Source organism: Cobetia sp. 29-18-1 (genome assembly GCF_029846405.1).
Taxonomy (GTDB): Bacteria; Pseudomonadota; Gammaproteobacteria; order Pseudomonadales; family Halomonadaceae; genus Cobetia; species Cobetia amphilecti.
Map to the genome: position 1 here is coordinate 1 of NZ_JARWKS010000023.1, position 24,445 is coordinate 24,445.

Sequence of the window (24,445 nt, forward strand, 5' to 3'; positions counted from 1 at the left end):
CCGATGGTAGTGTGGAGTTTCTCCATGTGAGAGTAGGTCATCGTCAGGCACTTATACTGAACCGCCCCTGTAGCCTTGCTGCAGGGGCGGTTCTCTTTGTGCGTGGAAAAGAAAGCCCGGCTCCCCCAGGAGTCGGGCTTTTTGCGTCCAATGTGCAAATACGGTGCTGAGAGACTGACAGCATGAGGTGCCGGGCAAAATGCCGTAGTCTCTGAACACGACTCTTCGATGACGGGCTGGGCGATGGATGAGCTGATGTTGGTGGGCGTCATGATGGCGTTGCTGGTACTGGGTGGTTCCTTGATGGGGTGGCTCAGCATGCTGCGCATCAAGGCGCTGGAGCAGCGACTGCGCGATATGGAGGCCAGGCTTGCTCGCGAGCTTACTGCTCATGACGCTCCGGTTATGCACACCCCCTTGCAAGAAGGGGGTGTGGACAAATCGCCTGCCGAAGTGCCGCCCCGGGAGGGACTGGCAGCAGCCGATGCAACACCACCGATCAGTGACTCGCGGGCCACTGCATCATCCAGTGGCGGCCACTCTCTGTCCTACCGGCTACTTCAGCGCTTGTTGCATGGCGCTGCCTCCAGTCGTTCAGGCGAGAAGGGCCGGGGCGCAGACCCTGCAAGCAAGGCATCAGAGGTGCTGCCGGGAGGCATGTCACGTCTGCTGACGGTCCTTCAGGAACACTGGATGATTCTTGTGGGTGCCTTGTCTCTGGTGATGGCAGGCATCCTGCTCGTCGGGTACTCCCTTGAGCAGGGCTTGCTGGGGCCGGGGGTACGGCTGGCGCTGGGTCTCGGGTTCGGCCTGAGCATGACGGTATTGGCCGAGTGGCTGAGACTGCGTACGTCCCAGTCATCGAGCCTGACCGGCGCCGTCAGCGGTGCCGGCAGTCTGGTGCTCGCGGCGAGCCTGCTGGCTGGTCACTTTCTGCTTTCGCTGGTGTCCATGCCGGTCACCTTCGTGCTGTTGGCAGCCTTGAGTCTGTGGATGCTGGAGCGTGCGCGGCATCATGGGCCGTGGCTGGCAGCATTGGGCATGTTGGGCGGATATGCTCTGCCCTTGGCGCTGCCCATTCACCAGCAGTGGCAGGAAGCCTCGACCTTGCTGTTGCTGGGGTATGCGGGTGTGATCGCGGCAGCGTGTCGTGTGCTGTACCGCCAGGTCGCGGTGAGCTGGCTGTATTGGGGCGGTCTGGTGGGAGCGCTCGCCTGGTGGTTGTTGTTGATGCCCTTCGGCATCTCTTCTGGCGCGACATTGCTGGTGGGGCTGTTGCCCTGGGTGGGTGGTGTCTGGCTGGCCGTGCTGGCGTTGGGGTATCTGTGGGGGGAGGTGTGGGAGCCATCCACGGGCGCCGCAGAAAAGGATGAGCGACAGTCGAAGACCTCACTTGCGACCTGGTTGCCCTGGCGCGCATCTCTTGACCTGCGTCGGCACTGGCTCGCCGGGGGGCTTGTCTCAGTGAGCGTCGTGCTGGGACTCTGGCTGCCCTGGCTGGGCAGTCTCGTGCATGGCGTCTCCTTTGACTCATTGGTGGCGCCTTCCGATATGGCCGGCTCCGGTGTGTCCCTGTGGCATCGGGGGTGGCTGGCTAGCCTCATGCCGATGCTGGTGATTGCCTGGTCTAGTCGCCGCCATGCGGTGCTGTGGTCGATGGTGGTTGCTGGCAACGGACTCTGGTTGCTGGTGTGGGGGCTTGCTTTGACGGCACCGCTGTCGAGCAGCGCGATGATCAGCCCGCTGATACTGAGTGTCGGCCTGTTGTCGCTGGCGCGTTGGCGACCGCGTCATGATGCGGGTGAAAGAGCAGAGAGGTCGCTTGCAGCCTGTTGGTGGGCATTGGCGACCATGGTGCCGCTGCTGGCGTGGGCCCTGGTGCTCTGGCAGGACGTCATGCCATGGACGAGCGGGGCGAGCGATGCAGGGAGGCTGATCAACACAGGACTGGTCAACACAGGGCTGCCGCCATTGATCTGGGGGCTGGTGTGCTGGGCAGGTGCCATGCGTTTCCAGGCGCGTGAAGGCGCTCAGCTTGACGCAGGACTGTGGCTGCCGGCGCAGGCCGGAATATTCCTTGCCCTGGTGGCAGTGCTGGAGGGGCCATCTCTGACCCTGGCGCTGGCGCTGCAACTATTGGGTTTGACCGCTTGTGAATGGCGCTGGTATCGCGAGGGGCATACCGCGGGGCGCTCCGTGTTTGCTGAGCTGTCACGCTTGCTGGCGTGGGGTGTCGTGGCTCGCTTGATGTATGGCATGGCGCATGACGACTATGCCGGTATCGCGCACTGGCCACTGCAGATACTGCTGCCGGTATTGGCCTGTGTTGCCATGACCAGTCTCGGCATGCGCCACCGTCCGCGGACACAGCGTTGGCTGGAGGGTGCCGTTGTCCAGCTTGCCGTCGCGACGCTGGTGATGGAAATCCGTTATGTGTTGACCGGTGGAAAGCCCTTCGAGGGCAGCCTCACCCTGGCGGAGCTTTCCCTGCAGGTGTTGGCGCTGGCCGGGGTGGCGGCAAGCTATGCCTGGCGTGCTCGTGGCGACGGTGCTGAGGCGCGGGCAGGGACGCAGCTTTATCGCGTGCTGGCACTGGTGGTCGGCGGAGCGGCTGTGATTCTCTGGAGTGTCGGCGTGCTGGGCATCTTCAATCCGCTCTGGCACCCGGGGGATGTCGGGAGCTGGCCGCTGGTCAATTGGCTTCTGCCGGCCTACGGCCTGCCTGCACTCGGCGCCGCTATGCTCTGGCGCATGACATCCAGGCGCGCACCGGACGTGGATGCGGGAAGCGCCGCGACACGCTCACGAATACGCGGGCTAAGTGAAGTGCTCGGTCTGCTGTCAGCCGGATTGTGGTTGGCGCTCAACTTGCGTCACTGCTGGCATGGCGCTGGGCTGGGGCTATGGCAGGGCATCGAGCAGGCGGAGCTATATGCCTACAGTGTGCTGATGCTGGTCGTCGCGGCGGCCCTGGTCGTGAGTGGTGCCAAGGTGGGGCAGCAACACTGGCAGCGTATCGGACAGGGCATTCTGATCCTCACCGTGATCAAGGTGGGGGTGTGGGATACCGCCACCCTGGAGGGGCTGTGGCGAGTAGGTTCATGGCTGGGACTGGGCAGTGTCCTGATGCTGCTTTCCGCCTTGTTCAATCGCCTGGCGGGGGCGGGAATGCGTGCCGGGGAGCGGAATTGACGAAAAGAGCGTTATCTTTGGTCGTTGTTCTTGGCTCGCAAGCCCATGAATCCGATAGAATGTGCGCTTTTGCACAGGGACAGGCCTCCGCATGACCATCCGTGATCTCATTCGTCTGCTTGGAGATGGTGGCTACCACTCCGGAGAGGCCCTGGGCGAAGAGCTCGGGGTGTCGCGTACGGCGGTCTGGAAGCAGCTCAAGAAACTTGAGGCGCTCGACATTCCGCTGGAAGCCATCAAGGGGCTTGGCTATCGACTGGCCAACCCCATCGAGTTGCTCGATGGTCAACAGATCATCGAGGCGCTGCCGCGCGAGACTCGCAAACACCTGACGCGCCTGTTCGTCGAGGAGTCGGTGGACTCGACCAATACCTTCATCCGCGAGCGCTTTCGTCAGGGAGCCGGCCATGCCGAGGTCTGTCTGGCGGAGGTGCAATCGGCTGGGCGTGGCCGTCGTGGGCGTGAGTGGGAGACTCCCTGGGGCCGCAGCCTGGTCTTCTCGCTTGGCTGGCGCTTCGAATCAGGCGCCGCATCGCTTGAGGGCCTGAGTCTGGCGATCGGCGTGGCGGTGGCGGAGGTGCTCGAGGCCGATGGCCTGCCCGCGCGCCTCAAGTGGCCCAACGATGTCCTGCTGCAGATACAGAAGGATCAACCCAAGATCGCCGGTATCCTGGTCGAGGTCACAGGGGATGTGTCCGGTCCCTGTGATGTCGTCATCGGTATCGGCATGAACATCGAGTTGCCGGCCTCCCGACGCGAGGCGATCACTCAACCGGTGGCTGCGGTACGTGACATCATTCCCGGTGCTTCACGCAATCGCTATGCCGCGCGTCTGATGGAGTCATTGCTGGCACTGTTGCCCGAGTTCGAGTCGCAGGGCTTTGCCGGATGGCAGGCGCGCTGGAATGAGCGCAATGCCTTCAAGGGGCGTGATGTGGTGATTCTGCGCGGAGACAGACGAGAAGAAGCCGTGGCAGAAGGTGTCGATATCAATGGAAATCTTGAGGTGCGCATGAATGGCGAAACCATCACTCTCGCCGGTGGCGAGATCAGTCTGCGCGCCGTCTCATGATTCTGGATCTTGATATCGGCAACACCTTGTCAAAATGGCGTCTCAAGGACACCGTTTCCAGCGAGATCCGCTCGCGCGGCGCCGTCTGGACGCGAGAGGAGTGGCGGCCGGGCGCGGACATTCCTGACCTGGATGTCGTCACGGCCGTGCGCATCTCCAGCGTGGCGCGCAAGCAGGTGCTGGATGAGACGGTGGAGTTGCTGCGCAAGCAGGTCGGCGTCGTGCATGTCGCGCACTCGACGCGGGAGGCGCTGGGCGTCACCTGTGGCTATGAAGAGCCGCAACGCCTGGGCGTTGATCGCTGGTTGGGCGCACTCGCCGGCCATCATCTCACCGGGGGCTGTTGCAGCGTCGATTGCGGTAGCGCGATCACGGTGGATTTCGTGCTGCCGGGAGGCAAGCATCTGGGGGGGTATATTCTCCCGGGGCTGCGTCTGATGAAGGAAAGCCTCAAGCTGGGTACGCGCAATGTGGCCATCGACCCGGATACCGAGGTGGATACGCTGCTCGCGCCGGGTCGCAATACGGTAGAGGCCGTCAATCACGGTATCTACATGGCGGCCGTCAGTGCGGTCAATCGTCTCTATGCCGAGGTCTGCGATCGTGAAGGGGTAGCCTTGCCGCTACTGCTGACCGGCGGTGACGCGCGGGTGGTGGCGCGCGGTCTGCGGGTGCCGCATGCGCTGTGGCCAGACATGGTGTATGCCGGCCTGGAGGCACTGTATCCATTGACCGCTGCCGAGCGGGCAGGGCGCCTGTCAGGTGCGCCCGACCAGCCGCGAGTGCCTGATCTAGAAAAACTTCGCTCAGGGCTTGCGCTCACCCAGATGCTTTGACATACTACGTCCCGTTCTGAGGCGATACATTCCCTCAAGCGCTTGAAGTAGAATGAAATCAAGCACTTGACAGCGTATCTCAAGCGGCGTAAGATTCGTCGTCACAGATGGTGGGGTTCCCGAGTGGCCAAAGGGAGCAGACTGTAAATCTGCCGCGAAAGCTTCGAAGGTTCGAATCCTTCCCCCACCACCAGATTCGCTTATGATGCCGTGTGCATCAGGGCAGCAAGAGTTGGAAAGCGGGCATAGTTTAATGGTAGAACCTCAGCCTTCCAAGCTGATGACGCGGGTTCGATTCCCGCTGCCCGCTCCAGTTCATCTCGCCAGTCGAGATTGCGCAAAGGTTTTGCTCGTGTAGCTCAGGGGTAGAGCACACCCTTGGTAAGGGTGAGGTCGGCGGTTCAAATCCGCCCACGAGCTCCATACAACGGAAAGGCGAGTCGCAGTTTGGCTCGTCTTTTTCGTTTCCGGCGACCTCCCAGGTCGCGGTCAAAGATAAGGCTTGTCAGTTTGGGTTGTCTCAGCTATGATGGCGCCCGCTGTTCATTCAGCCTTGTTTTTAGTCTCTGGAACACGCAAGTGTTACAGGCCAGTAGCTCAATTGGCAGAGCAGCGGTCTCCAAAACCGCAGGTTGGGGGTTCGATTCCCTCCTGGCCTGCCATCCTTCCCCAGGATGGTATTCGACTTCTTACCGATTCTCGATTCTAGCGATCGCTGCACCCTTGAGGAGTCTCTTTGATGAAACAGAACGCCGAGGTGCAGGAAGCGCGCCACGACGGGTTCAAGTGGTCGGTCGTTGTCATTCTTCTTGTGCTGGCTGTTGCTGGCAACGCCTATTTTGCTGACCAAGCGCTGCTTTATCGCGTGCTTGGCGTCGTCGTGCTTGGTGTTGCAGCGGCTGCTCTGGCGATCACGACCAACAAAGGTCGTGATGTTGTCGAGCTGGCAAGTAGTGCGCGCCGCGAGATCCAGCGCGTCGTTTGGCCGACCCGACAGGAAACTGTCCAGACAACTGCCATCGTGCTGGGTGCCGTGCTTATCGTGGGCCTGTTGCTATGGCTCATCGATACCACCCTCGGCTGGCTGATGTCCGGCATCGTCAGTTAACGGAGTTTCCATGTCCAAGCGTTGGTATGTCATACACGCCTATTCCGGTTTCGAAAAGCAGGTCATGCGTTCGCTCAACGAGCGTGTGAAGCTTTACGCCATGGAAGATCACTTCGGTGAGATTCTCGTGCCGGTCGAAGAAATCGTCGAAATGCGTGACGGCAAGCGCCGCAAGAGCGAGCGCAAGTTCTACCCGGGCTACGTGCTGGTCGAGATGGACATGAATGATCAGTCCTGGCACCTGGTGAATGAAACCCCGCGCGTCATGGGTTTCATTGGCGGAACCCCGGAGAAGCCGGCAGCGATTACCCAGAAAGAAGCCGACGCCATGCTGCGTCGCGTTCAGGATGGCACCGACAAGCCGCGTCCGAAGACTCTCTTCGAGCCGGGTGAAACGGTGCGTGTCACTGATGGTCCGTTCGCGGACTTCAATGGCGTAGTCGAAGAAGTGAATTACGAAAAGAGCCGTCTGCAGGTCAGTGTACTGATCTTCGGGCGTGCTACGCCGGTGGAGCTCGAGTTCTCCCAGGTCGAGAAGGACTGATCTCAGGATCATCATCTCACCTGTTTGAATGCGAGCATCACGGCAACACGACGGGTCGCCTGAGGCGGCCCGGTTTTACGGGGAGCCGCAAGGCGCTACCACCCATACTGGAGTCCTATCATGGCCAAGAAAGTACAGGCTTACATCAAGCTGCAGGTTGCAGCCGGTAAAGCTAACCCGAGCCCGCCCGTGGGTCCTGCCCTCGGTCAGCACGGTGTCAATATCATGGAGTTCTGTAAAGCGTTCAACGCCGCTACCCAGAACGTCGAGCCGGGTCTCCCGACTCCCGTGGTCATCACTGTCTACTCCGATCGTAGCTTCACTTTCGTCACCAAGACGCCGCCTGCGGCCGTCCTGCTGCTGAAAGCGGCTGGTCTGAAGTCCGGTTCTGGCGAGCCGAACAAGAAGAAGGTCGGTACCGTGACTCGCGCTCAGCTCGAAGAGATCGCGACCACCAAGGAACCGGACCTGACAGCTTCCAATCTGGACGCTGCTGTTCGCACCATCGCCGGTACTGCCCGTAGCATGGGCCTGAACGTGGAGGGTCTTTGATCATGGCCAAGATTTCAAAGCGCGCCCAGGCGATCAACGCGAAAGTTGAATCCGGCAAGGTCTACAGCGTCGAAGAAGCTGTTGCTCTGCTGTCCGAGCTGTCCACCGTCAAGTTCAAGGAGACCATCGAAGTCTCTCTGAACCTGGGTGTTGACCCGCGTAAATCCGATCAGGTCGTTCGCGGCGCTACCGTGATGCCGAATGGCACCGGTAACGAAGTGCGCGTCGCTGTCTTCACCCAGGGCGCCAACGCTGAAGCAGCGAAGGAAGCCGGTGCAGATGTGATCGGCATGGACGACCTGGCAGAACAGGTCAAGAAAGGCGTGATGGACTTCGACGTCGTCATCGCTTCTCCGGATGCCATGCGCGTTGTCGGTCAGCTGGGCCAGATCCTCGGTCCGCGCGGCCTGATGCCGAACCCGAAAGTCGGTACCGTGACGCCTGACGTCGCGACTGCCGTGAAGAATGCCAAGGCTGGTCAGGTGCGTTTCCGTACTGACAAGAACGGCATCATTCACGCCGGTATCGGCAAGATCGACTTCAGCGCTGACTCCATTCAGGGTAACATCGACGCCCTGGTGGCCGAAGTCAAGAAGCTGAAGCCGAGCACTTCCAAGGGTGTCTACCTGAAGAAGATCACCCTGTCCAGCACCATGGGCCCGGGTCTGACTGTCGATCACGCCAAGTACGCGTAAGGCAGTCTCAGAATGTTTCACTTTGCGGTCCCCGTGCTCAGCCGCGGGGCGCCGTCAAAGACCGCAGGCGCTGGCCTTGTCACCTCGGTGACGGGGCCAGCTTAATCGCGCCGCGATGCTTGCATTGCGCGTAGCCTGCGCAGATGGTGTCCCAGCCCTGCTGGTGGCAGCCATCCTCCAAGACTCTCCCGCGCAGTTCTGGTGAGAGAGATGGTAAACCACTGGGGAATTCGTTCCCCGGCACGAAATGGAGTCAACACCGTGGCTTTAGGTCTCGAAGACAAGAAGGCAATTGTTGCTGAGGTCAGCGAAACCGCCAAGGGTGCTCTCTCCGTAGTCGCTGCCGACTCTCGTGGTGTAACTGTTGGCGCAATGACCGAATTGCGCAAACAGTGCCGCGAAGCGGGCGTCCAGCTGCGTGTTGTTCGCAACACTCTGGCTCGTCGTGCGCTGTCCGGTACCTCTTACGAGGTGCTGAACGAGTCCTTCGTCGGCCCGACTCTGCTTGCATTCTCCATGGAACACCCGGGCGCTGGCGCTCGTCTGTTCAAGGAATTTGCCAAGAAGGTCGAGGCGTTCGAAGTCAAGGCATTGGCCTACGAAGGCGAGTTCATCCCGGCGGCGAATATCGACCGTCTGGCATCTCTGCCGACCCGCGATGAAGCACTGTCCAAGCTGCTGTCTGTCATGAAGGAAGCTTCTGCAGGCAAGCTGGTCCGTACTATCGCAGCACTGCGCGATCAGAAGGAAGCCGAAGCCGCCGCGTAAGCAGCGCTTTGACCTCCTGGCTGTCTCGTGCAGCCTGAATCGATTTCCGTTTGACTGAGCATCTTTGCTCCGCAAAGTTTAGGATTGCTAAAATGGCACTGACCAAAGAAGACATCATCAACGCCGTCGCTGACATGACCGTCATGGAAGTGGCTGAGCTGATCGAAGCAATGGAAGAGAAGTTCGGCGTTTCCGCCGCTGCCGCCGTCGTCGCTGGCCCGGCCGCTGCTGGTGAAGCCGCTGAAGAACAGACCGAGTTCGACATCGTTCTGACTGCTGCTGGTGACAAGAAAGTCAACGTCATCAAGGCTGTTCGTGAACTGACTGGCCTGGGTCTGAAAGAAGCCAAGGCAGCTGTCGACGGCGCTCCGGCCACCCTGAAAGAAGGCGTGAGCAAGGAAGACGCTGAAGAAGCGAAGAAGAAGCTGGAAGAAGCTGGCGCGTCCGTGGAACTCAAGTAACTCGTGTTCCAGGCTACGCACGCTGCGTAAGCTTCCTGGCTGGTGGCGGACTCCGCCACCAGCCTTTTTCTGTTGCAAGACGAATTATGACGGCGAGCCAGCCCGCAAGGGAGGCTTGCCGTCCGCGCCTGATGGACATCGCCGCGCCATCAGGGATGAGCCGACCACGCATCGGTCACCCAAGGTGAACAAGCTGGGGAATACAGATGGCTTACTCATACACTGAGAAAAAACGCATCCGCAAGGATTTTGGCAAACTGCCCCAAGTGATGGATGTGCCTTACCTGCTGGCCATCCAGCTTGATTCCTACCACGACTTTCTCCAGCAGGACAGGGCGCCAGAACAGCGCCTGGAAGTCGGCCTTCACGCTGCCTTCAAGTCCGTGTTCCCGATTGCCAGTTTCTCTGGCAACGCAGCGCTCGAGTATGTCAGCTACCGCTTCGGTACGCCGGCGTTCGACGTCAAGGAATGTCAGCTGCGCGGAGTCACTTACTCTGCACCGCTGCGCGTGAAAGTGCGCCTGATGATCTATGACAAGGAATCGTCGAACAAGGCGATCAAGGACATCAAGGAGCAGGAAGTCTACATGGGGGAAATCCCCCTAATGACAGAGAACGGTACCTTCGTCATCAATGGTACCGAGCGTGTCATCGTGTCACAGCTGCATCGCTCGCCGGGTGTGTTCTTCGACCACGACAAGGGCAAGAGCCACTCGTCCGGCAAGCTGCTGTACTCCGCACGTGTGATTCCTTACCGCGGTTCCTGGTTGGACTTCGAGTTTGATCCGAAGGACAACGTCTACGTCCGTATCGACCGTCGTCGCAAGCTGCCGGCTTCCGTGCTGCTGCGTGCCATGGGCATGACCAGCGAAGAGATTCTCGGTACGTTCTTCGACACCACGATGTACCACATCGAGCGCAGCGGCTTCTCCGTTGAGCTGGTGCCGGCACGTCTGCGTGGCGAGACCGCCGCCTTCGACATCAAGGATGCCGACGGTAGCGTGATCGTGGAGGAAGGTCGTCGTATTACACAGAAGCACGTCCGTCAGATGGAAGCCTCCGGCCTCGAGCGTCTCGAAGTGCCGATGGACTACCTTTACGGCAAGGTGCTGGCCAAGGATCAGATCGATCCGGCCACTGGTGAGCTGGTCTGCGAAAGCAACAGCGAGATCACTCCGGAACTGCTGGAGAAGATGGCGCAGGCCAAGATCACCCAGTTCGAAGTCATCTACACCAACGACCTGGATTGCGGTCCGTTCGTGTCCGATACCCTGAAACTGGATACCACGCGTAACCAGCTCGAGGCATTGGTCGAGATCTACCGCATGATGCGTCCGGGCGAGCCGCCCACCAAGGATGCAGCAGAGTCACTGTTCCAGAACCTGTTCTTCAGCGAAGACCGCTACGACCTGTCGGGCGTGGGCCGCATGAAGTTCAACCGCCGCCTGCGTCGCGAAAGCGATACCGGCAGCGGCGTGCTCGATCAGGACGATATCCTGACCGTCATGAAGGAGCTGATCAGCATCCGTAACGGCAATGGCGATGTCGATGACATCGACCACCTGGGCAACCGTCGTATTCGCTCTGTGGGCGAAATGGCGGAAAACCAGTTCCGTGTCGGTCTGGTCCGCGTCGAGCGTGCGGTCAAGGAGCGTCTGTCCATGGCCGAGAGCGAAGGCCTGATGCCGCAGGATCTCATCAACGCCAAGCCGGTTGCGGCGGCGGTGAAGGAATTCTTCGGTTCCAGCCAGCTCTCCCAGTTCATGGATCAGAACAACCCGCTGTCCGAAGTGACGCACAAGCGCCGTGTCTCCGCGCTTGGTCCGGGTGGTCTGACCCGTGAGCGCGCCGGCTTCGAAGTTCGTGACGTTCACGCCACGCACTACGGCCGTCTGTGCCCGATCGAAACGCCGGAAGGCCCGAACATCGGTCTGATCAACTCGCTGGCGACCTACTCCAAGACCAACAGCTATGGCTTCCTCGAGACGCCGTACCGCAAGGTCGTGGATTGTCAGGTCACCGACGATGTCGTCGATCTGTCCGCGATCGAGGAAGGCGATTTCATCATCGCCCAGGCCTCCGCGACCGTCGACGAGAACGGCCGTCTGGTCGATGACCTGGTTCAGGTTCGTCACCGTGGCGAGACCACCTTCATGGCGCCGGAAAAGGTCACCATGATGGACGTGTCTCCGCGTCAGGTCGTCTCTGTCGCTGCCGCACTGATCCCGTTCCTCGAGCACGATGATGCCAACCGCGCCTTGATGGGTGCGAACATGCAGCGTCAGGCCGTTCCGACTCTGAAGGCTGACAAGCCGCTGGTCGGTACCGGCATGGAGCGCTTCGTGGCGCGTGACTCCGGCGTCTGCGCCGTGGCACGTCGTGGCGGCGTCATCGATTCCGTCGATGCCAAGCGCATCGTCGTACGTGTGCGGGAAGAAGAGATCATCGGCGGTGAAGCCGGCGTTGATATCTACAACCTGACCAAGTACGTGCGCTCGAACCAGAATACCTGTCAGAACCAGCGCCCGATCGTGCGTCCTGGCGACGAAGTCGCCATCGGCGACATCCTGGCCGACGGCCCGTCCGTCGACATGGGTGATCTGGCCCTGGGTCAGAACATGCGTCTGGCGTTCATGCCCTGGAACGGCTTCAACTTCGAGGATTCCATCCTGTTCTCGGAGCGTGTGGTGCAGGAAGATCGCTTCACCACCATCCACATCCAGGAACTGACCTGTGTCGCGCGTGACACCAAGCTCGGGCCGGAAGAAATCACTTCCGATATCCCGAATGTCGGCGAATCCGCACTCTCCAAGCTGGATGAGTCCGGTGTCGTCTACATCGGTGCCGAGCTGAACCCGGGCGACATCCTGGTCGGCAAGGTCACGCCGAAGGGCGAGACTCAGCTGACGCCGGAAGAGAAGCTGTTGCGTGCCATCTTCGGCGAGAAGGCGTCCGACGTTAAGGACACCTCTCTGCGTGCCCCGACCGGCATGAAGGCCACCGTCATCGACGTTCAGGTCTTCACCCGTGACGGCGTCGAGAAGGATCAGCGTGCGCTCTCCATCGAGCAGATGCAGCTGGCCGAGGTCCGCAAGGACCTGCAGGAAACCTACCGCATCGCGGAAGAGGCGACCTTCGAGCGCATGCAGCGCAACCTGGTCGGTCAGGCCGTCAACGGTGGTCCGAAGCTCAAGAAGGGCGACGTGCTGACCGATGACTACCTGGAAGCACTGCCGCGCCAGGAGTGGTTCAAGCTGCGTCTGCAGGACGAGTCTCTCAACGAACTGCTGGCTCAGGCCGATGAGCAACTCGAGATCCGTCGTCGCGAGATGGACGAGCGCTTCGAAGACAAGAAGCGCAAGCTCACCCAGGGTGATGATCTGGCACCGGGCGTGCTCAAGATCGTCAAGGTCTACGTCGCCGTGAAGCGTCGTATCCAGCCGGGTGACAAGATGGCCGGTCGTCACGGTAACAAGGGTGTCATCTCCGCGATCATGCCGGTCGAAGACATGCCGTTCGATGGCAATGGCGAGTCGGTTGACGTCGTGCTGAACCCGCTGGGTGTACCGTCGCGCATGAACGTCGGTCAGATCCTCGAGACCCACCTCGGCATGGCCGCGCGTGGCCTGGGCGTGAAGATCGAGCACATGCTGCGCGAAGAGCGTGCCGAGCAGGTCAAGCAGATCCGCGAATTCCTCGACAAGGTGTACAACACCGTCGGCGGTCGCCAGGAAGACCTCTCCGTGCTCAGCGATGATGAAATCATCACCATGGCGCACAACCTGAAGAAGGGCGTGCCGATGGCAACGCCGGTCTTCGATGGCGCCAAGGAACACGAGATCAAGCAGTTGCTCACGCTGGCCGGTATCCCTGATTCCGGACAGATGGACCTCTACGATGGCCGCACCGGCGAGAAGTTCGATCGCAAGGTGACCGTCGGTTACATGTACATGCTCAAGCTCAACCACCTGGTGGATGACAAGATGCATGCGCGTTCGACCGGCTCCTACTCCCTCGTCACGCAGCAGCCGCTGGGTGGTAAGGCGCAGTTTGGTGGTCAGCGCTTCGGTGAGATGGAGGTCTGGGCCCTCGAGGCGTACGGCGCTGCCTACACCCTCCAGGAGATGCTCACGGTCAAGTCCGATGACGTGGAAGGCCGTACCAAGATGTACAAGAGCATCGTAGATGGCGATCACACCATGCAGGCGGGCATGCCCGAATCCTTCAACGTGCTGGTGAAGGAAATCCGCTCGCTGGGTATCGACATGGAGCTGGAAGGCTGACGCCGAAAAGCCACAAGTATTGACGGTCCGCAAAGCCTGGTGTCAGCAGCCAGGCTTTGCCCATGACAACTCCGCAACGGAGCGACCCATGAAAGATTTGGTGAAAGTTCTCAAATCGCAGGCGCAGTCCGAAGAATTCGACGCCATCAAGATTACCCTGGCGTCTCCGGACATGATTCGCTCGTGGTCTTTTGGTGAAGTGAAGAAGCCTGAAACCATCAACTACCGGACATTCAAGCCGGAACGTGATGGTCTTTTCTGTGCCAAGATCTTTGGCCCGGTGAAGGACTACGAGTGCCTGTGTGGCAAGTACAAGCGGATGAAGCATCGCGGCATCATCTGTGAGAAGTGTGGCGTTGAAGTGACCAAGGCGGCAGTGCGTCGTGAGCGTATGGCTCACATCGAACTGGCGAGCCCGGTCGCGCATATCTGGTTCCTGAAGTCTCTGCCGTCCCGTATCGGCATGCTGCTCGACATGACTCTGCGTGATATCGAGCGCGTGCTGTACTTCGAAAGCTTCGTGGTCATCGATCCGGGCATGACGACCCTCGAGAAGGGTCATCTGCTCAACGATGAGCAGTACTTCGAAGCGCTGGAAGAATTCGGTGATGATTTCGACGCCCGCATGGGTGCCGAGGCCATCAAGGCGCTGCTCGAGGACATCGAGCTGGAAGAAGAGGTCGAGCGCCTGCGTGAAGAGATTCCGCAGACCAACTCCGAGACCAAGATCAAGAAGCTGTCCAAGCGCCTCAAGCTGCTGGAAGCCTTCTACTATTCCGGCAACAAGCCGGGCTGGATGATCATGGAAGTGCTGCCAGTGCTGCCGCCGGACCTGCGTCCGCTGGTACCGCTGGACGGCGGCCGCTTCGCGACCTCGGATCTGAACGATCTGTATCGTCGTGTGATCAACCGCAACAACCGCCTCAAGCGTCTGCTCGACCTCAATGCGCCGGACATCATCGTGCGCAACGAGAAGCGCATGCTGCAGGAATCCGTGGATGCACTGCTCGACAACGGTCGTCGCGGTCGCGCCATCACTGGTTCCAACAAGCGTCCGCTGAAGTCGCTGGCCGACATGATCAAGGGCAAGCAGGGTCGTTTCCGTCAGAACCTGCTGGGCAAGCGCGTCGACTATTCCGGTCGTTCCGTCATCACCGTCGGCCCGACCCTGCGTCTGCACCAGTGCGGTCTGCCGAAGAAGATGGCGCTTGAGCTGTTCAAGCCGTTCATCTACGCCAAGCTGCAGGCCTCCGGTCACGCCAGCACCATCAAGGCCGCCAAGAAGATGGTCGAGCGCGAAGCCCCGGAAGTCTGGGATTTCCTCGCCGACGTCATCCGCGAGCACCCGGTGCTGCTGAACCGTGCCCCGACTCTGCACCGTCTGGGTATCCAGGCGTTCGAGCCGCTGCTGATCGAAGGCAAGGCCATCCAACTGCACCCGCTGGTCTGCGCTGCGTACAACGCCGACTTTGATGGTGACCAGATGGCTGTCCACGTACCGCTGACGCTGGAAGCCCAGCTGGAAGCGCGTGCGTTGATGATGTCGACCAACAACGTGCTGTCGCCGGCCAACGGCGAGCCGATCATCGTGCCGTCCCAGGACGTCGTGCTGGGTCTGTACTACATGACCCGCGAGAAGATCGGTGCCAAGGGTGAGGGCATGGCCTTCGCGAACCTGGGTGAAGTCGAGCGTGCCTTCGGTACGCACAGCGCTCACCTGCACGCGATGGTCAAGGTCCGTCTGACCGAGACGCTCAAGGACGAAGAGTCCGGCGAGCTGTACGAGAAGACGTCCCTGCACGACACCACCATCGGTCGCGCACTGCTGTTCCGCATTCTGCCGAAGGGCATGCCGTTCGAGCTGATCAACCAGGTGATGAAGAAGAAAGCCATCTCCGGTCTGATCAACGAGGCGTACCGTCGTGTCGGTCTGAAGGACACCGTCATCTTCGCTGACCAGCTGATGTACACCGGCTTCCGTCTCGCGACCTGGTCCGGCGCCTCCATCGGCGTCAACGACTTCGTCATCCCGGACGCGAAGAAGGTCATCATCGACGCGGCCGAAGACGAAGTGAAAGAGATCGAAGACCAGTTCTCCTCCGGTCTCGTGACCGCGGGCGAGAAGTACAACAAGGTCATCGATATCTGGGCGCGTGCCAACGACCGTGTCGCCAAGGAGATGATGGCAGGTATCTCGAAAGAGACCGTCGTCAACTGGAAAGGCGAAGTGGTCAATGACGAAGACGGCAAGCCGATGGAGCAGGACTCCTTCAACAGCGTCTTCATCATGGCCGACTCCGGTGCGCGTGGTTCCGCCGCACAGATTCGTCAGCTGGCTGGTATGCGTGGCCTGATGGCCAAGCCGGATGGCTCGATCATCGAGACGCCGATCACCGCCAACTTCCGTGAAGGTCTGAACGTACTCCAGTACTTCATCTCCACGCACGGTGCCCGTAAGGGTCTGGCGGATACGGCACTGAAGACCGCCAACTCCGGTTACCTGACCCGTCGTCTGGTCGATGTTGCCCAGGATCTGGTCATCACCGAAGCGGATTGCGGCACTCAGGAAGGTCTGATTCTGCACCCGGTCATCGAAGGCGGCGACATCATCGTCCCGCTGTCCCAGCGTGTGCTGGGTCGTGTCGTGGCGCAGGACGTGATCGATCCGGTCTCTGATGAGGTCCTGATCGCACGCGGCACGCTGCTCGACGAAGCCTGGTGTGCACAGCTCGATACCATGGGCGTCGATGAGATCATCGTGCGTACCACCATCGGTTGTGAAACCGTGCACGGTGTCTGCTCGGCCTGTTACGGTCGTGACCTGGCGCGTGGCCATCAGGTCAACGTCGGTGAAGCCATCGGTGTCATCGCGGCACAGTCCATCGGTGAGCCGGGTACCCAGCTGACCATGCGTACCTTCCACATCGGTGGTGCCGCTTCGCGTGCCTCCGCCGTGGACAGTGTCCAGGTCAAGCATGGCGGCAGCGTGCGTCTGCACAACATCAAGTCGGTCGAACGTGCCGATGGCAAGCTGATTGTCGTCTCGCGTTCCAGCGCACTGGCAGTGGCGGATGACCACGGCCGTGAGCGCGAATTCTACAAGCTCCCGTACGGTGCTGAGCTGTCCGTGCGTGACGGCGACCCGGTGGCCTCTGGTCAGTCCGTCGCCAAGTGGGATCCGCACACTCACCCGATCGTCGCGGAAGTCGCGGGTCAGGTGCAGTTCACGGACATGGAAGATGGCCAGACCATCAACCGTACCACTGACGAAATGACCGGCCTGTCCTCCATCGAGGTCATCGAAAGCGCTTCACGTCCGTCCGCGGCCCGTGACAAGCGTCCGATGATCATGCTGGTAGACGGTGGCGGCAAGCACGTGACACTGCCGGGCTCCAACACGCCGGTCCAGTACCTGCTGCCGGGCAATGCCGTGGTGTCCGCCGAGAATGGCGCAGCCGTCGGCGTGGGTGACGTCATCGCACGTATCCCGATGGAAGCGTCCGGTAACAAGGACATCACCGGTGGTCTGCCGCGTGTTGCCGACCTGTTCGAAGCACGTCGTCCGAAAGAGCCGGCCATCCTGGCCGAGATCTCCGGTACCGTGACCTTCGGCAAGGAAACCAAAGGCAAGCGTCGTCTGACCATCACGCCGGTGGAAGGTGATCCGTTCGAGCTGTTGATCCCGAAATGGCGCCAGATCAGCGTCTTCGAAGGTGAAACGGTCGAGAAGGGTGAAGTCATCTCCGATGGCCCGAGCAACCCGCACGATATCCTGCGTCTGCTCGGCGTCGCGGAAATGACCAAGTACATCACCACCGAAGTCCAGGAGGTCTATCGCCTCCAGGGTGTCGGCATCAACGACAAGCACATCGAAGTCATCGTGCGTCAGATGCTGCGCAAGGTCGAGATCACCGATTCTGGCGATTCCACCTTCATCACAGGCGACCAGGTGGAATACGCCCGCGTCGTCGAAGAAAACATGCGTCTCGAGGCCGACGGCAAGTTCCCGGCCAAGTTCGATCGCATCCTGCTCGGTATCACCAAGGCGAGCCTGGCAACTGAATCGTTCATCTCCGCGGCGTCCTTCCAGGAAACCACGCGAGTTCTGACCGAGGCATCTGTCACCGGCAAGCGCGATTATCTCCGTGGTCTGAAGGAGAATGTCGTGGTCGGTCGCCTGATTCCGGCGGGTACTGGCCTGGCCTATCACGACGAGCGTCGCCGCCGTCGCGATGGCCTGCCGCTCGCACCGGCCCCGTCGGCACAGGACGTCGAGCAGGAATTGGGCGCTCAGCTCACTGCCCTCGACGCGGACGACGACGACCTCTGAGGTCTTGCACCCCGCCGTCTCTGACGGCGGGGTTGACGCCCTTGTGGCCCAAGCCCTAGAATATGCAGCCTTTAACAGTAGGGCAGGTGCATCCTGCCCTGTTGTTGGAAGGCAGTACAACCCATTGGAGCAAGCAAATGGCAACCGTTAACCAGCTCGTGCGCAAGCCGCGCAAGCGTCAGGCGTCCAAGAGCGACGTCCCTGCGCTGCAGGCATGTCCGCAGAAGCGTGGCGTGTGTACCCGTGTATACACTACTACCCCGAAGAAGCCGAACTCCGCACTCCGTAAGGTTTGCCGTGTTCGCCTGACCAACGGCTTCGAAGTCACTTCATACATCGGCGGTGAAGGTCACAACCTTCAGGAACACTCTGTTGTTCTGATCCGTGGCGGTCGTGTGAAGGATTTGCCGGGTGTCCGTTACCACACCGTTCGTGGTGCACTGGATACCTCTGGCGTGCAGAACCGTAAGCAGGGCCGTTCCAAGTACGGCGCCAAGCGTCCGAAGGCGTAATTCAAAGTTTAATATCGGTCTGATAAGAGTAAGGTCGGGCGTCGCGTCCAACGCGAGGCGTCCCGGGTTTACCTGAAGGACCCTTCTACTGAGGGCTTATCATGCCTAGAAGACGTGTAGCAGCTAAGCGCGAAATCCTGCCGGATCCGAAGTTCGGAAGCGAGCGCCTGGCCAAGTTCATGAACCACCTGATGATCAGCGGCAAGAAGTCTGCAGCTGAGCGCATCGTTTACGGTGCTCTCGATCGTGTTGCCGAACGCTCCAATGACGAGCCGCTGGACCTCTTCGACAAGGCGCTGGAAGCCATCCAGCCGATGGTCGAAGTGAAGTCCCGTCGTGTTGGTGGTGCAACCTACCAGGTGCCGGTTGAAGTTCGTCCTTCCCGTCGTCAGGCACTGGCCATGCGTTGGCTGGTGGACGCTGCGCGCAAGCGCGGCGAAAAGACCATGGTGCAGCGCCTCTCTGGCGAGATCCTGGATGCCGCTGAAGGCAAGGGTTCTGCTGTGAAGAAGCGTGAAGACGTGCACCGCATGGCAGAAGCCAACAAGGCCTTCTCCCACTACCGCTTCTAAACAACGGGGATACTCACCGTGGCACGCAAGACTCCACTTAAGCGTTACCGCAACATCGGTATCTGTGCCCACGTCGACGCCGGTAAGACTACCACTACCGAGCGCGTCCTGTTCTATACCGGCCTGTCTCACAAGGTCGGCGAAGTCCACGATGGTGCTGCCACCATGGACTGGATGGAGCAGGAACAGGAACGTGGCATCACGATCACCTCTGCGGCGACCACCTGCTTCTGGCAGGGCATGAGCAAGCAGTTCGACGAGCACCGTATCAACATCATCGATACTCCGGGGCACGTTGACTTCACTGTTGAAGTCGAGCGTTCACTGCGTGTTCTCGATGGCGCGGTCGTGGTGCTGTGTGGTTCTTCCGGTGTCCAGCCGCAGACAGAGACTGTCTGGCGTCAGGCCAACCGTTACGAAGTTCCGCGCATGATCTTCGTCAACAAGATGGACCGCGCTGGCGCGGACTTCTTCATGGTCGTCGAGCAGGTGCGCAAGCGCCTGGGCGCGAACGCCGTCCCGATCCAGATCAACTGGGGTGCGGAAGACGAGTTCAAGGGCGTCATCGACCTGATCAAGATGAAGGCCATTGTCTGGGACGAAGACAATCACGGCATGAACTACGAGCTGATCGACATTCCGGCCGAGCTGCAAGATACAGCTGCCGAATGGCGTGAACACATGCTCGAGTCTGCTGCTGAAGCGTCCGAAGAGCTGATGGACAAGTACCTTGAAGAAGGCGAGCTGTCCGAGGAAGAAGTCAAGGCTGCGCTGCGTCAGCGTACCCTGGCCAACGAAATCTGCCTCGTGACCTGTGGTTCTGCCTTCAAGAACAAGGGTGTCCAGGCGGTTCTGGATGCGGTCATCGAATACATGCCGTCTCCGCTTGAAGTCAAGGCCATCGAAGGTGAGCTTGACGACAAGGACGGTACCATCGAGACCCGCGAAGCTGACGACAAGGCTCCGTTCGCGGCGCTGGCGTTCAAGATCGCGACCGATCCGTTCGTTGGTACCCTGACCTTCATCCGCGTCTACTCGGGCGTGCTGAAGTCTGGTGATGGCGTCTTCAACTCCGTCAAGAGCAAGAAGGAGCGTGTCGGTCGTATCGTCCAGATGCACTCCAACTCTCGTGAGGAGATCAAGGAAGTCTATGCTGGCGATATCGCCGCATGTATCGGTCTGAAAGACGTGACCACCGGTGACACCCTGTGTGACCCGGATCACAAGATCGTGCTTGAGCGCATGGAATTCCCTGAGCCGGTCATCTCCGTCGCTGTCGAGCCGAAGTCCAAGGCCGACCAGGAAAAGATGGGTGTTGCACTGGGCAAGCTGGCCCAGGAAGATCCGTCCTTCCGCGTCGAGACCGACGAAGAGTCCGGTCAGACCATCATCTCCGGTATGGGTGAGCTTCACCTGGACATCCTCGTCGACCGCATGCGTCGCGAGTTCAATGTCGAGGCGAACATCGGCAAGCCGCAGGTGGCTTACCGTGAGACCATCCGTACCAAGGTCGAGCAGGAAGGCAAGTTCGTTCGTCAGTCCGGCGGTCGTGGTCAGTTCGGTCACGTCTGGCTTCGCATTGAGCCTCTGACTGCAGAGGACAAGGGCGACGACGAAGAAATGACCTTCAAGTTCGAGTCCGAGATCGTCGGTGGTGCGGTTCCGAAGGAATACGTGCCGGCCGTCGAGAAGGGCGCCGCTGAGCAGCTCAAGAATGGTGTCATCGCCGGTTATCCGATGATCGACGTCAAGGTCACGCTGTTCGATGGTTCCTACCACGACGTCGACTCCAACGAGACTGCGTTCAAGGTCGCCTCTTCCATGGCGATCAAGGCCGGTGCCCCGAAAGCGGGTGCAGTGCTGCTTGAGCCGCTCATGAAAGTCGAAGTCGTCACGCCTGAAGATTTCATGGGTGACGTCATGGGCGACCTGAACCGTCGTCGTGGCCTCGTTCAGGGCATGGATGATTCTTCCACTGGCAAGATCATCAATGCACTGGTGCCGCTGGGTGAGATGTTCGGTTATGCGACCGACCTGCGCTCACAGACCCAGGGCCGCGCAAGCTACTCCATGGAGTTTGCGAAATACGACGAAGCACCGAACAGCATCGTCGAAGCCGTCATCAATCAGAAGTAACCGATTAGCTAACGAAAGAGGTTATAGCAGTGGCTAAGGAAAAATTTGAGCGTTCGAAGCCGCACGTCAACGTCGGCACCATTGGTCACGTCGATCACGGCAAGACCACTCTGACTGCGGCTCTGACTCGCGTCTCTGCAGAAGTCTTCGGTGGTGACGCGCGTGCGTTTGACTCCATCGATAATGCCCCGGAAGAGCGTGAGCGTGGTATCACCATCTCCACCGCTCACGTGGAATATCAGTCCGAAGTGCGTCACTACGCGCACGTCGACTGCCCGGGTCACGCCGACTACGTCAAGAACATGATCACCGGTGCTGCCCAGATGGACGGCGCTATCCTGGTCTGTTCCGCTGCTGACGGCCCCATGCCGCAGACTCGCGAGCACATCCTGCTGTCCCGTCAGGTCGGCGTTCCGTTCATCGTTGTCTTCCTGAACAAGGCTGACATGGTCGATGACGAAGAACTGCTCGAGCTGGTCGAGATGGAAGTTCGTGAACTCCTGAGCGAGTACGACTTCCCGGGCGACGACACTCCGATCATCATCGGCTCTGCCCTGATGGCTCTGGAAGGCAAGGACGACAACGGCATGGGTACTACCGCCGTTGCCAACCTGATCAAGGCCCTGGATGCGTACATCCCGGAGCCGGAGCGCGCTATCGACCAGCCGTTCCTGATGCCGATCGAAGACGTCTTCTCCATCTCTGGCCGCGGTACCGTCGTCACTGGCCGTATCGAGCGTGGTCTGGTCAAGACTGGCGAAGAGATCGAGATCATCGGCGTGCGTGACACCACCAAGACTACCGTTACCGGTGTCGAGATGTTCCGCAAGCTGCTGGACGAAGGTCGTGCTGGCGAAAACGTCGGCGCCCTGCTGCGCGGCACCAAGCGTGATGACGTCGAGCGTGGCCAGGTTCTGGCCAAGCCGGGCTCCATCAAGCCGCACACCAAGTTCGAAGCCGAAGTCTACGTCCTGTCCAAGGAAGAAGGCGGTCGTCACACTCCGTTCTTCAAAGGCTATCGTCCGCAGTTCTACTTCCGTACCACTGACATCACTGGTACCTGTGAGCTGCCGGAAGGCGTCGAGATGGTCATGCCGGGCGACAACGTCCAGATGGTCGTGTCTCTGATCGCTCCGATCGCCATGGAAGATGGTCTGCGTTTCGCTATCCGTGAAGGCGGTCGTACCGTCGGCGCTGGCGTCGTGGCCAAAATCGTCGAGTAAGGTTCTCCTTACCTGACACAGAAGGGGGCCCTGATGGGCCCCCTTTTCTCGCATGTTTGACACCTGATGTCAGTCTGCCTATAATGCGCATCCTTTGAATGCGTGGGTGACGGCCTACGCCGTCGACATCCATTGGAGTTTTGGGCAATGCAAAACCAGAAGATTCGCATCCGGTTGAAAGCATTCGACCACCGTCTGATCGACCAGTCCTCTGCAGAGATCGTTGAAACTGCAAAGCGTACCGGTGCTCAGGTTCGTGGCCCGATCCCGCTGCCGACCCGTCGCGAGCGTTACACCATCCTGGTCTCTCCGCACGTCAACAAGGACGCGCGTGACCAGTATGAGATTCGTACCCACAAGCGCGTTCTCGACATCGTCGAGCCGACAGAGAAGACTGTCGATGCGCTGATGAAGCTTGACCTGGCTGCCGGTGTGGACGTCCAGATCAAGGTTGACTGATACCTCACTAGTCACTGCGGCCCAGCGCTCTCACTGATAGAGCAGCAGCCGCCACGCCGGGATGGCGTCATACAATGTGCTAGTGGAATGCTCTGGAAAGGGCAGCCATAGCGGGTGACAGCCCCGTACACTAAAGGAGACTGAACATGTCTATCGGTTTAGTCGGTAAGAAGGCCGGGATGACCCGTGTCTTCACCGAAGCTGGCGCCTCTGTGCCGGTTACCGTGATTGAAGTTGAGCCGAACCGCATCGTGACCATCAAGTCTCTCGAGACTGACGGCTACAATGCTATTCAGGTGACAACTGGCTCTCGTAAAGCCAAGCACCTCACCAAGGCAACTGCTGGTCAGTATGCCAAGGCGGGTGTTGAGGCTGGCCGTACCCTGATGGAATTCCGCCTGAACGAAGGCGACGAAGCTCCTGCAGTGGGCGGCGAACTCACCGTATCCCTCTTTGAAGCTGGTCAAAAGATTGACGTGACCGGCACCTCCAAGGGTAAAGGTTTCCAGGGCGCAGTTAAGCGCTGGAACTTCCGCACCCAAGACGCTACCCACGGTAACTCACTGTCGCACCGCGCGCCGGGTTCCATCGGTAACTGTCAGACCCCGGGCCGCGTCTTCAAAGGTAAGAAGATGGCTGGCCAGATGGGCAACGTCCGTTCCACCGTCCAGAGCCTGGAAGTGGTCCGCGTCGACGCTGAACGCAATCTTCTGCTGGTCAAGGGTGCCGTTCCAGGTGCTCCGGGCGGCGAAGTGATCGTGCGTTCCGCTGTGAAAGCTCGCTGAGGGGAATTAACCGATGAATCTTAATCTTGCAGGTGCAGGCGGCGCAGTAGACGTCTCCGATGCCACCTTTGGTAAGGACTTCAACGAGGCTCTGGTTCACCAGGTCGTCACCGCCTATCTGGCTGGTGCACGTCAAGGTACCGTGGCTCAGAAGACCCGTTCTGACGTGTCCGGCGGTGGCAAGAAGCCGTGGCGTCAGAAAGGTACTGGTCGTGCACGTGCCGGTACCATCCGTTCCCCGCTGTGGCGTTCTGGCGGTGTGACCTTTGCAGCGCGTCCTCAGGACCACTCGCACAAGGTCAACCGCAAGATGTATCGCGCTGCCATGCGTTCCATCCTGTCCGAGCTGGTCCGTCAGGATCGCCTGGTCGCGGTCGACGCTATCAGCGTCGAAGCTCCGAAGACCAAGCTGCTGATCGCCAAGCTCCAGGAACTGGGCCTTGAGAAAGCGCTGATCGTCACTGAAGAGCAGGACGTCAATCTGTACCTGGCCGCGCGCAACATCCCGTATGTTGACGTCGTCAATGTCGCTGGCGCTGACCCGGTCAGCCTCGTCGGTTACGACAAGGTACTGATGACTGTCGCTGCCCTGCGCAAGTTCGAGGAGAACCTGGGATGAATCAGGAACGCGTATTCAAGGTCCTGCTTGGTCCTCACATGACCGAGAAGGCCGCGGTCGCTGCCGAGAACAACCAGTACGTGTTCAAGGTTGCCAGCGACGCGACAAAGCCCGAAATCAAGAAAGCCGTCGAAGCGCTGTTTGGTAAGAAAGTCGATCGTGTTCAGGTTCTGAACATGAAAGGCAAGACCAAGCGCACCGCTCGCGGTGTTGGTCGTCGCGCTGGTTATCGCAAGGCCTATGTAACTCTGGCCGCCGGCGAGACCATCGAAGACTTCTCTGGCGCCGAGTAAGGCAG

Annotated in this window: 19 protein-coding genes and 4 tRNA genes; all 23 read left to right on the forward strand. The window is 60.0% G+C overall.

Translation table 11 applies throughout. The features are described 5' to 3' along the window. Positions 1 to 228 precede the first annotated feature (228 nt). The 23 genes from QD208_RS15230 to rplW all read left to right on the forward strand — a co-directional run bounded on the left by QD208_RS15230 (position 229) and on the right by rplW (position 24,440). Positions 229 to 3,192, forward strand: a complete 2,964-nt coding sequence (locus QD208_RS15230; protein WP_279837356.1) for a DUF2339 domain-containing protein — start codon at positions 229 to 231, stop codon at positions 3,190 to 3,192. A gap of 91 nt (positions 3,193 to 3,283) precedes the next feature. Beyond that, a complete protein-coding gene (locus tag QD208_RS15235) occupies positions 3,284 to 4,264 on the forward strand; it encodes a biotin--[acetyl-CoA-carboxylase] ligase (RefSeq protein ID WP_043334904.1) in 981 nt (326 codons plus the stop codon). Continuing rightward, positions 4,261 to 5,100: a type III pantothenate kinase gene (locus QD208_RS15240; protein ID WP_054556896.1), complete on the forward strand. Its 840-nt coding sequence runs from the start codon at positions 4,261 to 4,263 to the stop codon at positions 5,098 to 5,100. Before QD208_RS15235 ends, QD208_RS15240 begins: the two co-directional genes overlap by 4 nt. 109 nt (positions 5,101 to 5,209) lie before the next feature. Continuing rightward, a tRNA-Tyr gene (locus QD208_RS15245) sits at positions 5,210 to 5,293 on the forward strand. A 46-nt stretch (positions 5,294 to 5,339) separates the two neighbouring features. Beyond that, a tRNA-Gly gene (locus QD208_RS15250) sits at positions 5,340 to 5,413 on the forward strand. Positions 5,414 to 5,448: 35 nt separating this feature from the next. Next, positions 5,449 to 5,523 (forward strand) — tRNA-Thr (locus tag QD208_RS15255). A 163-nt stretch (positions 5,524 to 5,686) separates the two neighbouring features. Further along, a tRNA-Trp gene (locus QD208_RS15260) sits at positions 5,687 to 5,762 on the forward strand. Positions 5,763 to 5,839: 77 nt separating this feature from the next. Beyond that, entirely contained in the window at positions 5,840 to 6,208 is a 369-nt protein-coding gene (gene secE, locus QD208_RS15265; protein WP_043334897.1) for a preprotein translocase subunit SecE, read from the forward strand. Between the two features lie 10 nt (positions 6,209 to 6,218). Continuing rightward, positions 6,219 to 6,752 (forward strand): transcription termination/antitermination protein NusG, encoded by a 534-nt coding sequence (nusG, locus tag QD208_RS15270; protein ID WP_043334895.1) that lies wholly within the window; start codon positions 6,219 to 6,221, stop codon positions 6,750 to 6,752. A 120-nt stretch (positions 6,753 to 6,872) separates the two neighbouring features. After that, positions 6,873 to 7,304: a 50S ribosomal protein L11 gene (rplK, locus tag QD208_RS15275; protein WP_043334893.1), complete on the forward strand. Its 432-nt coding sequence runs from the start codon at positions 6,873 to 6,875 to the stop codon at positions 7,302 to 7,304. A gap of 2 nt (positions 7,305 to 7,306) precedes the next feature. Continuing rightward, the gene (rplA, locus tag QD208_RS15280) at positions 7,307 to 7,999 is read left to right on the forward strand and encodes a 50S ribosomal protein L1 (RefSeq protein WP_215823600.1); all 693 of its coding nucleotides are present in this window, start codon (positions 7,307 to 7,309) and stop codon (positions 7,997 to 7,999) included. Between the two features lie 261 nt (positions 8,000 to 8,260). Continuing rightward, a complete protein-coding gene (rplJ, locus tag QD208_RS15285) occupies positions 8,261 to 8,767 on the forward strand; it encodes a 50S ribosomal protein L10 (protein WP_043334888.1) in 507 nt (168 codons plus the stop codon). A 92-nt stretch (positions 8,768 to 8,859) separates the two neighbouring features. Then, positions 8,860 to 9,228, forward strand: coding sequence for a 50S ribosomal protein L7/L12 (gene rplL / locus QD208_RS15290; RefSeq protein ID WP_043334886.1), 369 nt, complete (start codon positions 8,860 to 8,862; stop codon positions 9,226 to 9,228). A 206-nt stretch (positions 9,229 to 9,434) separates the two neighbouring features. After that, entirely contained in the window at positions 9,435 to 13,511 is a 4,077-nt protein-coding gene (gene rpoB, locus QD208_RS15295) for a DNA-directed RNA polymerase subunit beta (RefSeq protein WP_043334884.1), read from the forward strand. A gap of 88 nt (positions 13,512 to 13,599) precedes the next feature. Next, on the forward strand, positions 13,600 to 17,841 hold the full coding sequence (gene rpoC / locus QD208_RS15300; protein WP_279837357.1) for a DNA-directed RNA polymerase subunit beta': 4,242 nt from the start codon (positions 13,600 to 13,602) through the stop codon (positions 17,839 to 17,841). A 137-nt stretch (positions 17,842 to 17,978) separates the two neighbouring features. Then, entirely contained in the window at positions 17,979 to 18,353 is a 375-nt protein-coding gene (rpsL, locus tag QD208_RS15305) for a 30S ribosomal protein S12 (RefSeq protein WP_043334880.1), read from the forward strand. A gap of 101 nt (positions 18,354 to 18,454) precedes the next feature. After that, entirely contained in the window at positions 18,455 to 18,925 is a 471-nt protein-coding gene (gene rpsG / locus QD208_RS15310) for a 30S ribosomal protein S7 (RefSeq protein WP_043334878.1), read from the forward strand. 18 nt (positions 18,926 to 18,943) lie between these two features. After that, on the forward strand, positions 18,944 to 21,061 hold the full coding sequence (gene fusA, locus QD208_RS15315; protein ID WP_043334876.1) for an elongation factor G: 2,118 nt from the start codon (positions 18,944 to 18,946) through the stop codon (positions 21,059 to 21,061). A 29-nt stretch (positions 21,062 to 21,090) separates the two neighbouring features. Beyond that, positions 21,091 to 22,284 carry an elongation factor Tu gene (gene tuf, locus QD208_RS15320; protein WP_043334873.1) on the forward strand — a complete coding sequence of 398 codons (1,194 nt, stop codon included), beginning with the start codon at positions 21,091 to 21,093 and terminating at the stop codon, positions 22,282 to 22,284. 147 nt (positions 22,285 to 22,431) lie between these two features. Further along, entirely contained in the window at positions 22,432 to 22,743 is a 312-nt protein-coding gene (gene rpsJ / locus QD208_RS15325) for a 30S ribosomal protein S10 (RefSeq protein ID WP_024950650.1), read from the forward strand. Positions 22,744 to 22,889: 146 nt separating this feature from the next. Beyond that, entirely contained in the window at positions 22,890 to 23,528 is a 639-nt protein-coding gene (rplC, locus tag QD208_RS15330; RefSeq protein WP_024950651.1) for a 50S ribosomal protein L3, read from the forward strand. Positions 23,529 to 23,541: 13 nt separating this feature from the next. Further along, positions 23,542 to 24,147 (forward strand): 50S ribosomal protein L4, encoded by a 606-nt coding sequence (gene rplD / locus QD208_RS15335; RefSeq protein WP_054556901.1) that lies wholly within the window; start codon positions 23,542 to 23,544, stop codon positions 24,145 to 24,147. Next, the gene (rplW, locus tag QD208_RS15340) at positions 24,144 to 24,440 is read left to right on the forward strand and encodes a 50S ribosomal protein L23 (RefSeq protein WP_043334865.1); all 297 of its coding nucleotides are present in this window, start codon (positions 24,144 to 24,146) and stop codon (positions 24,438 to 24,440) included. The genes rplD and rplW overlap by 4 nt, the downstream gene beginning before the upstream one ends. The last annotated feature ends 5 nt before the right edge of the window (positions 24,441 to 24,445 follow it).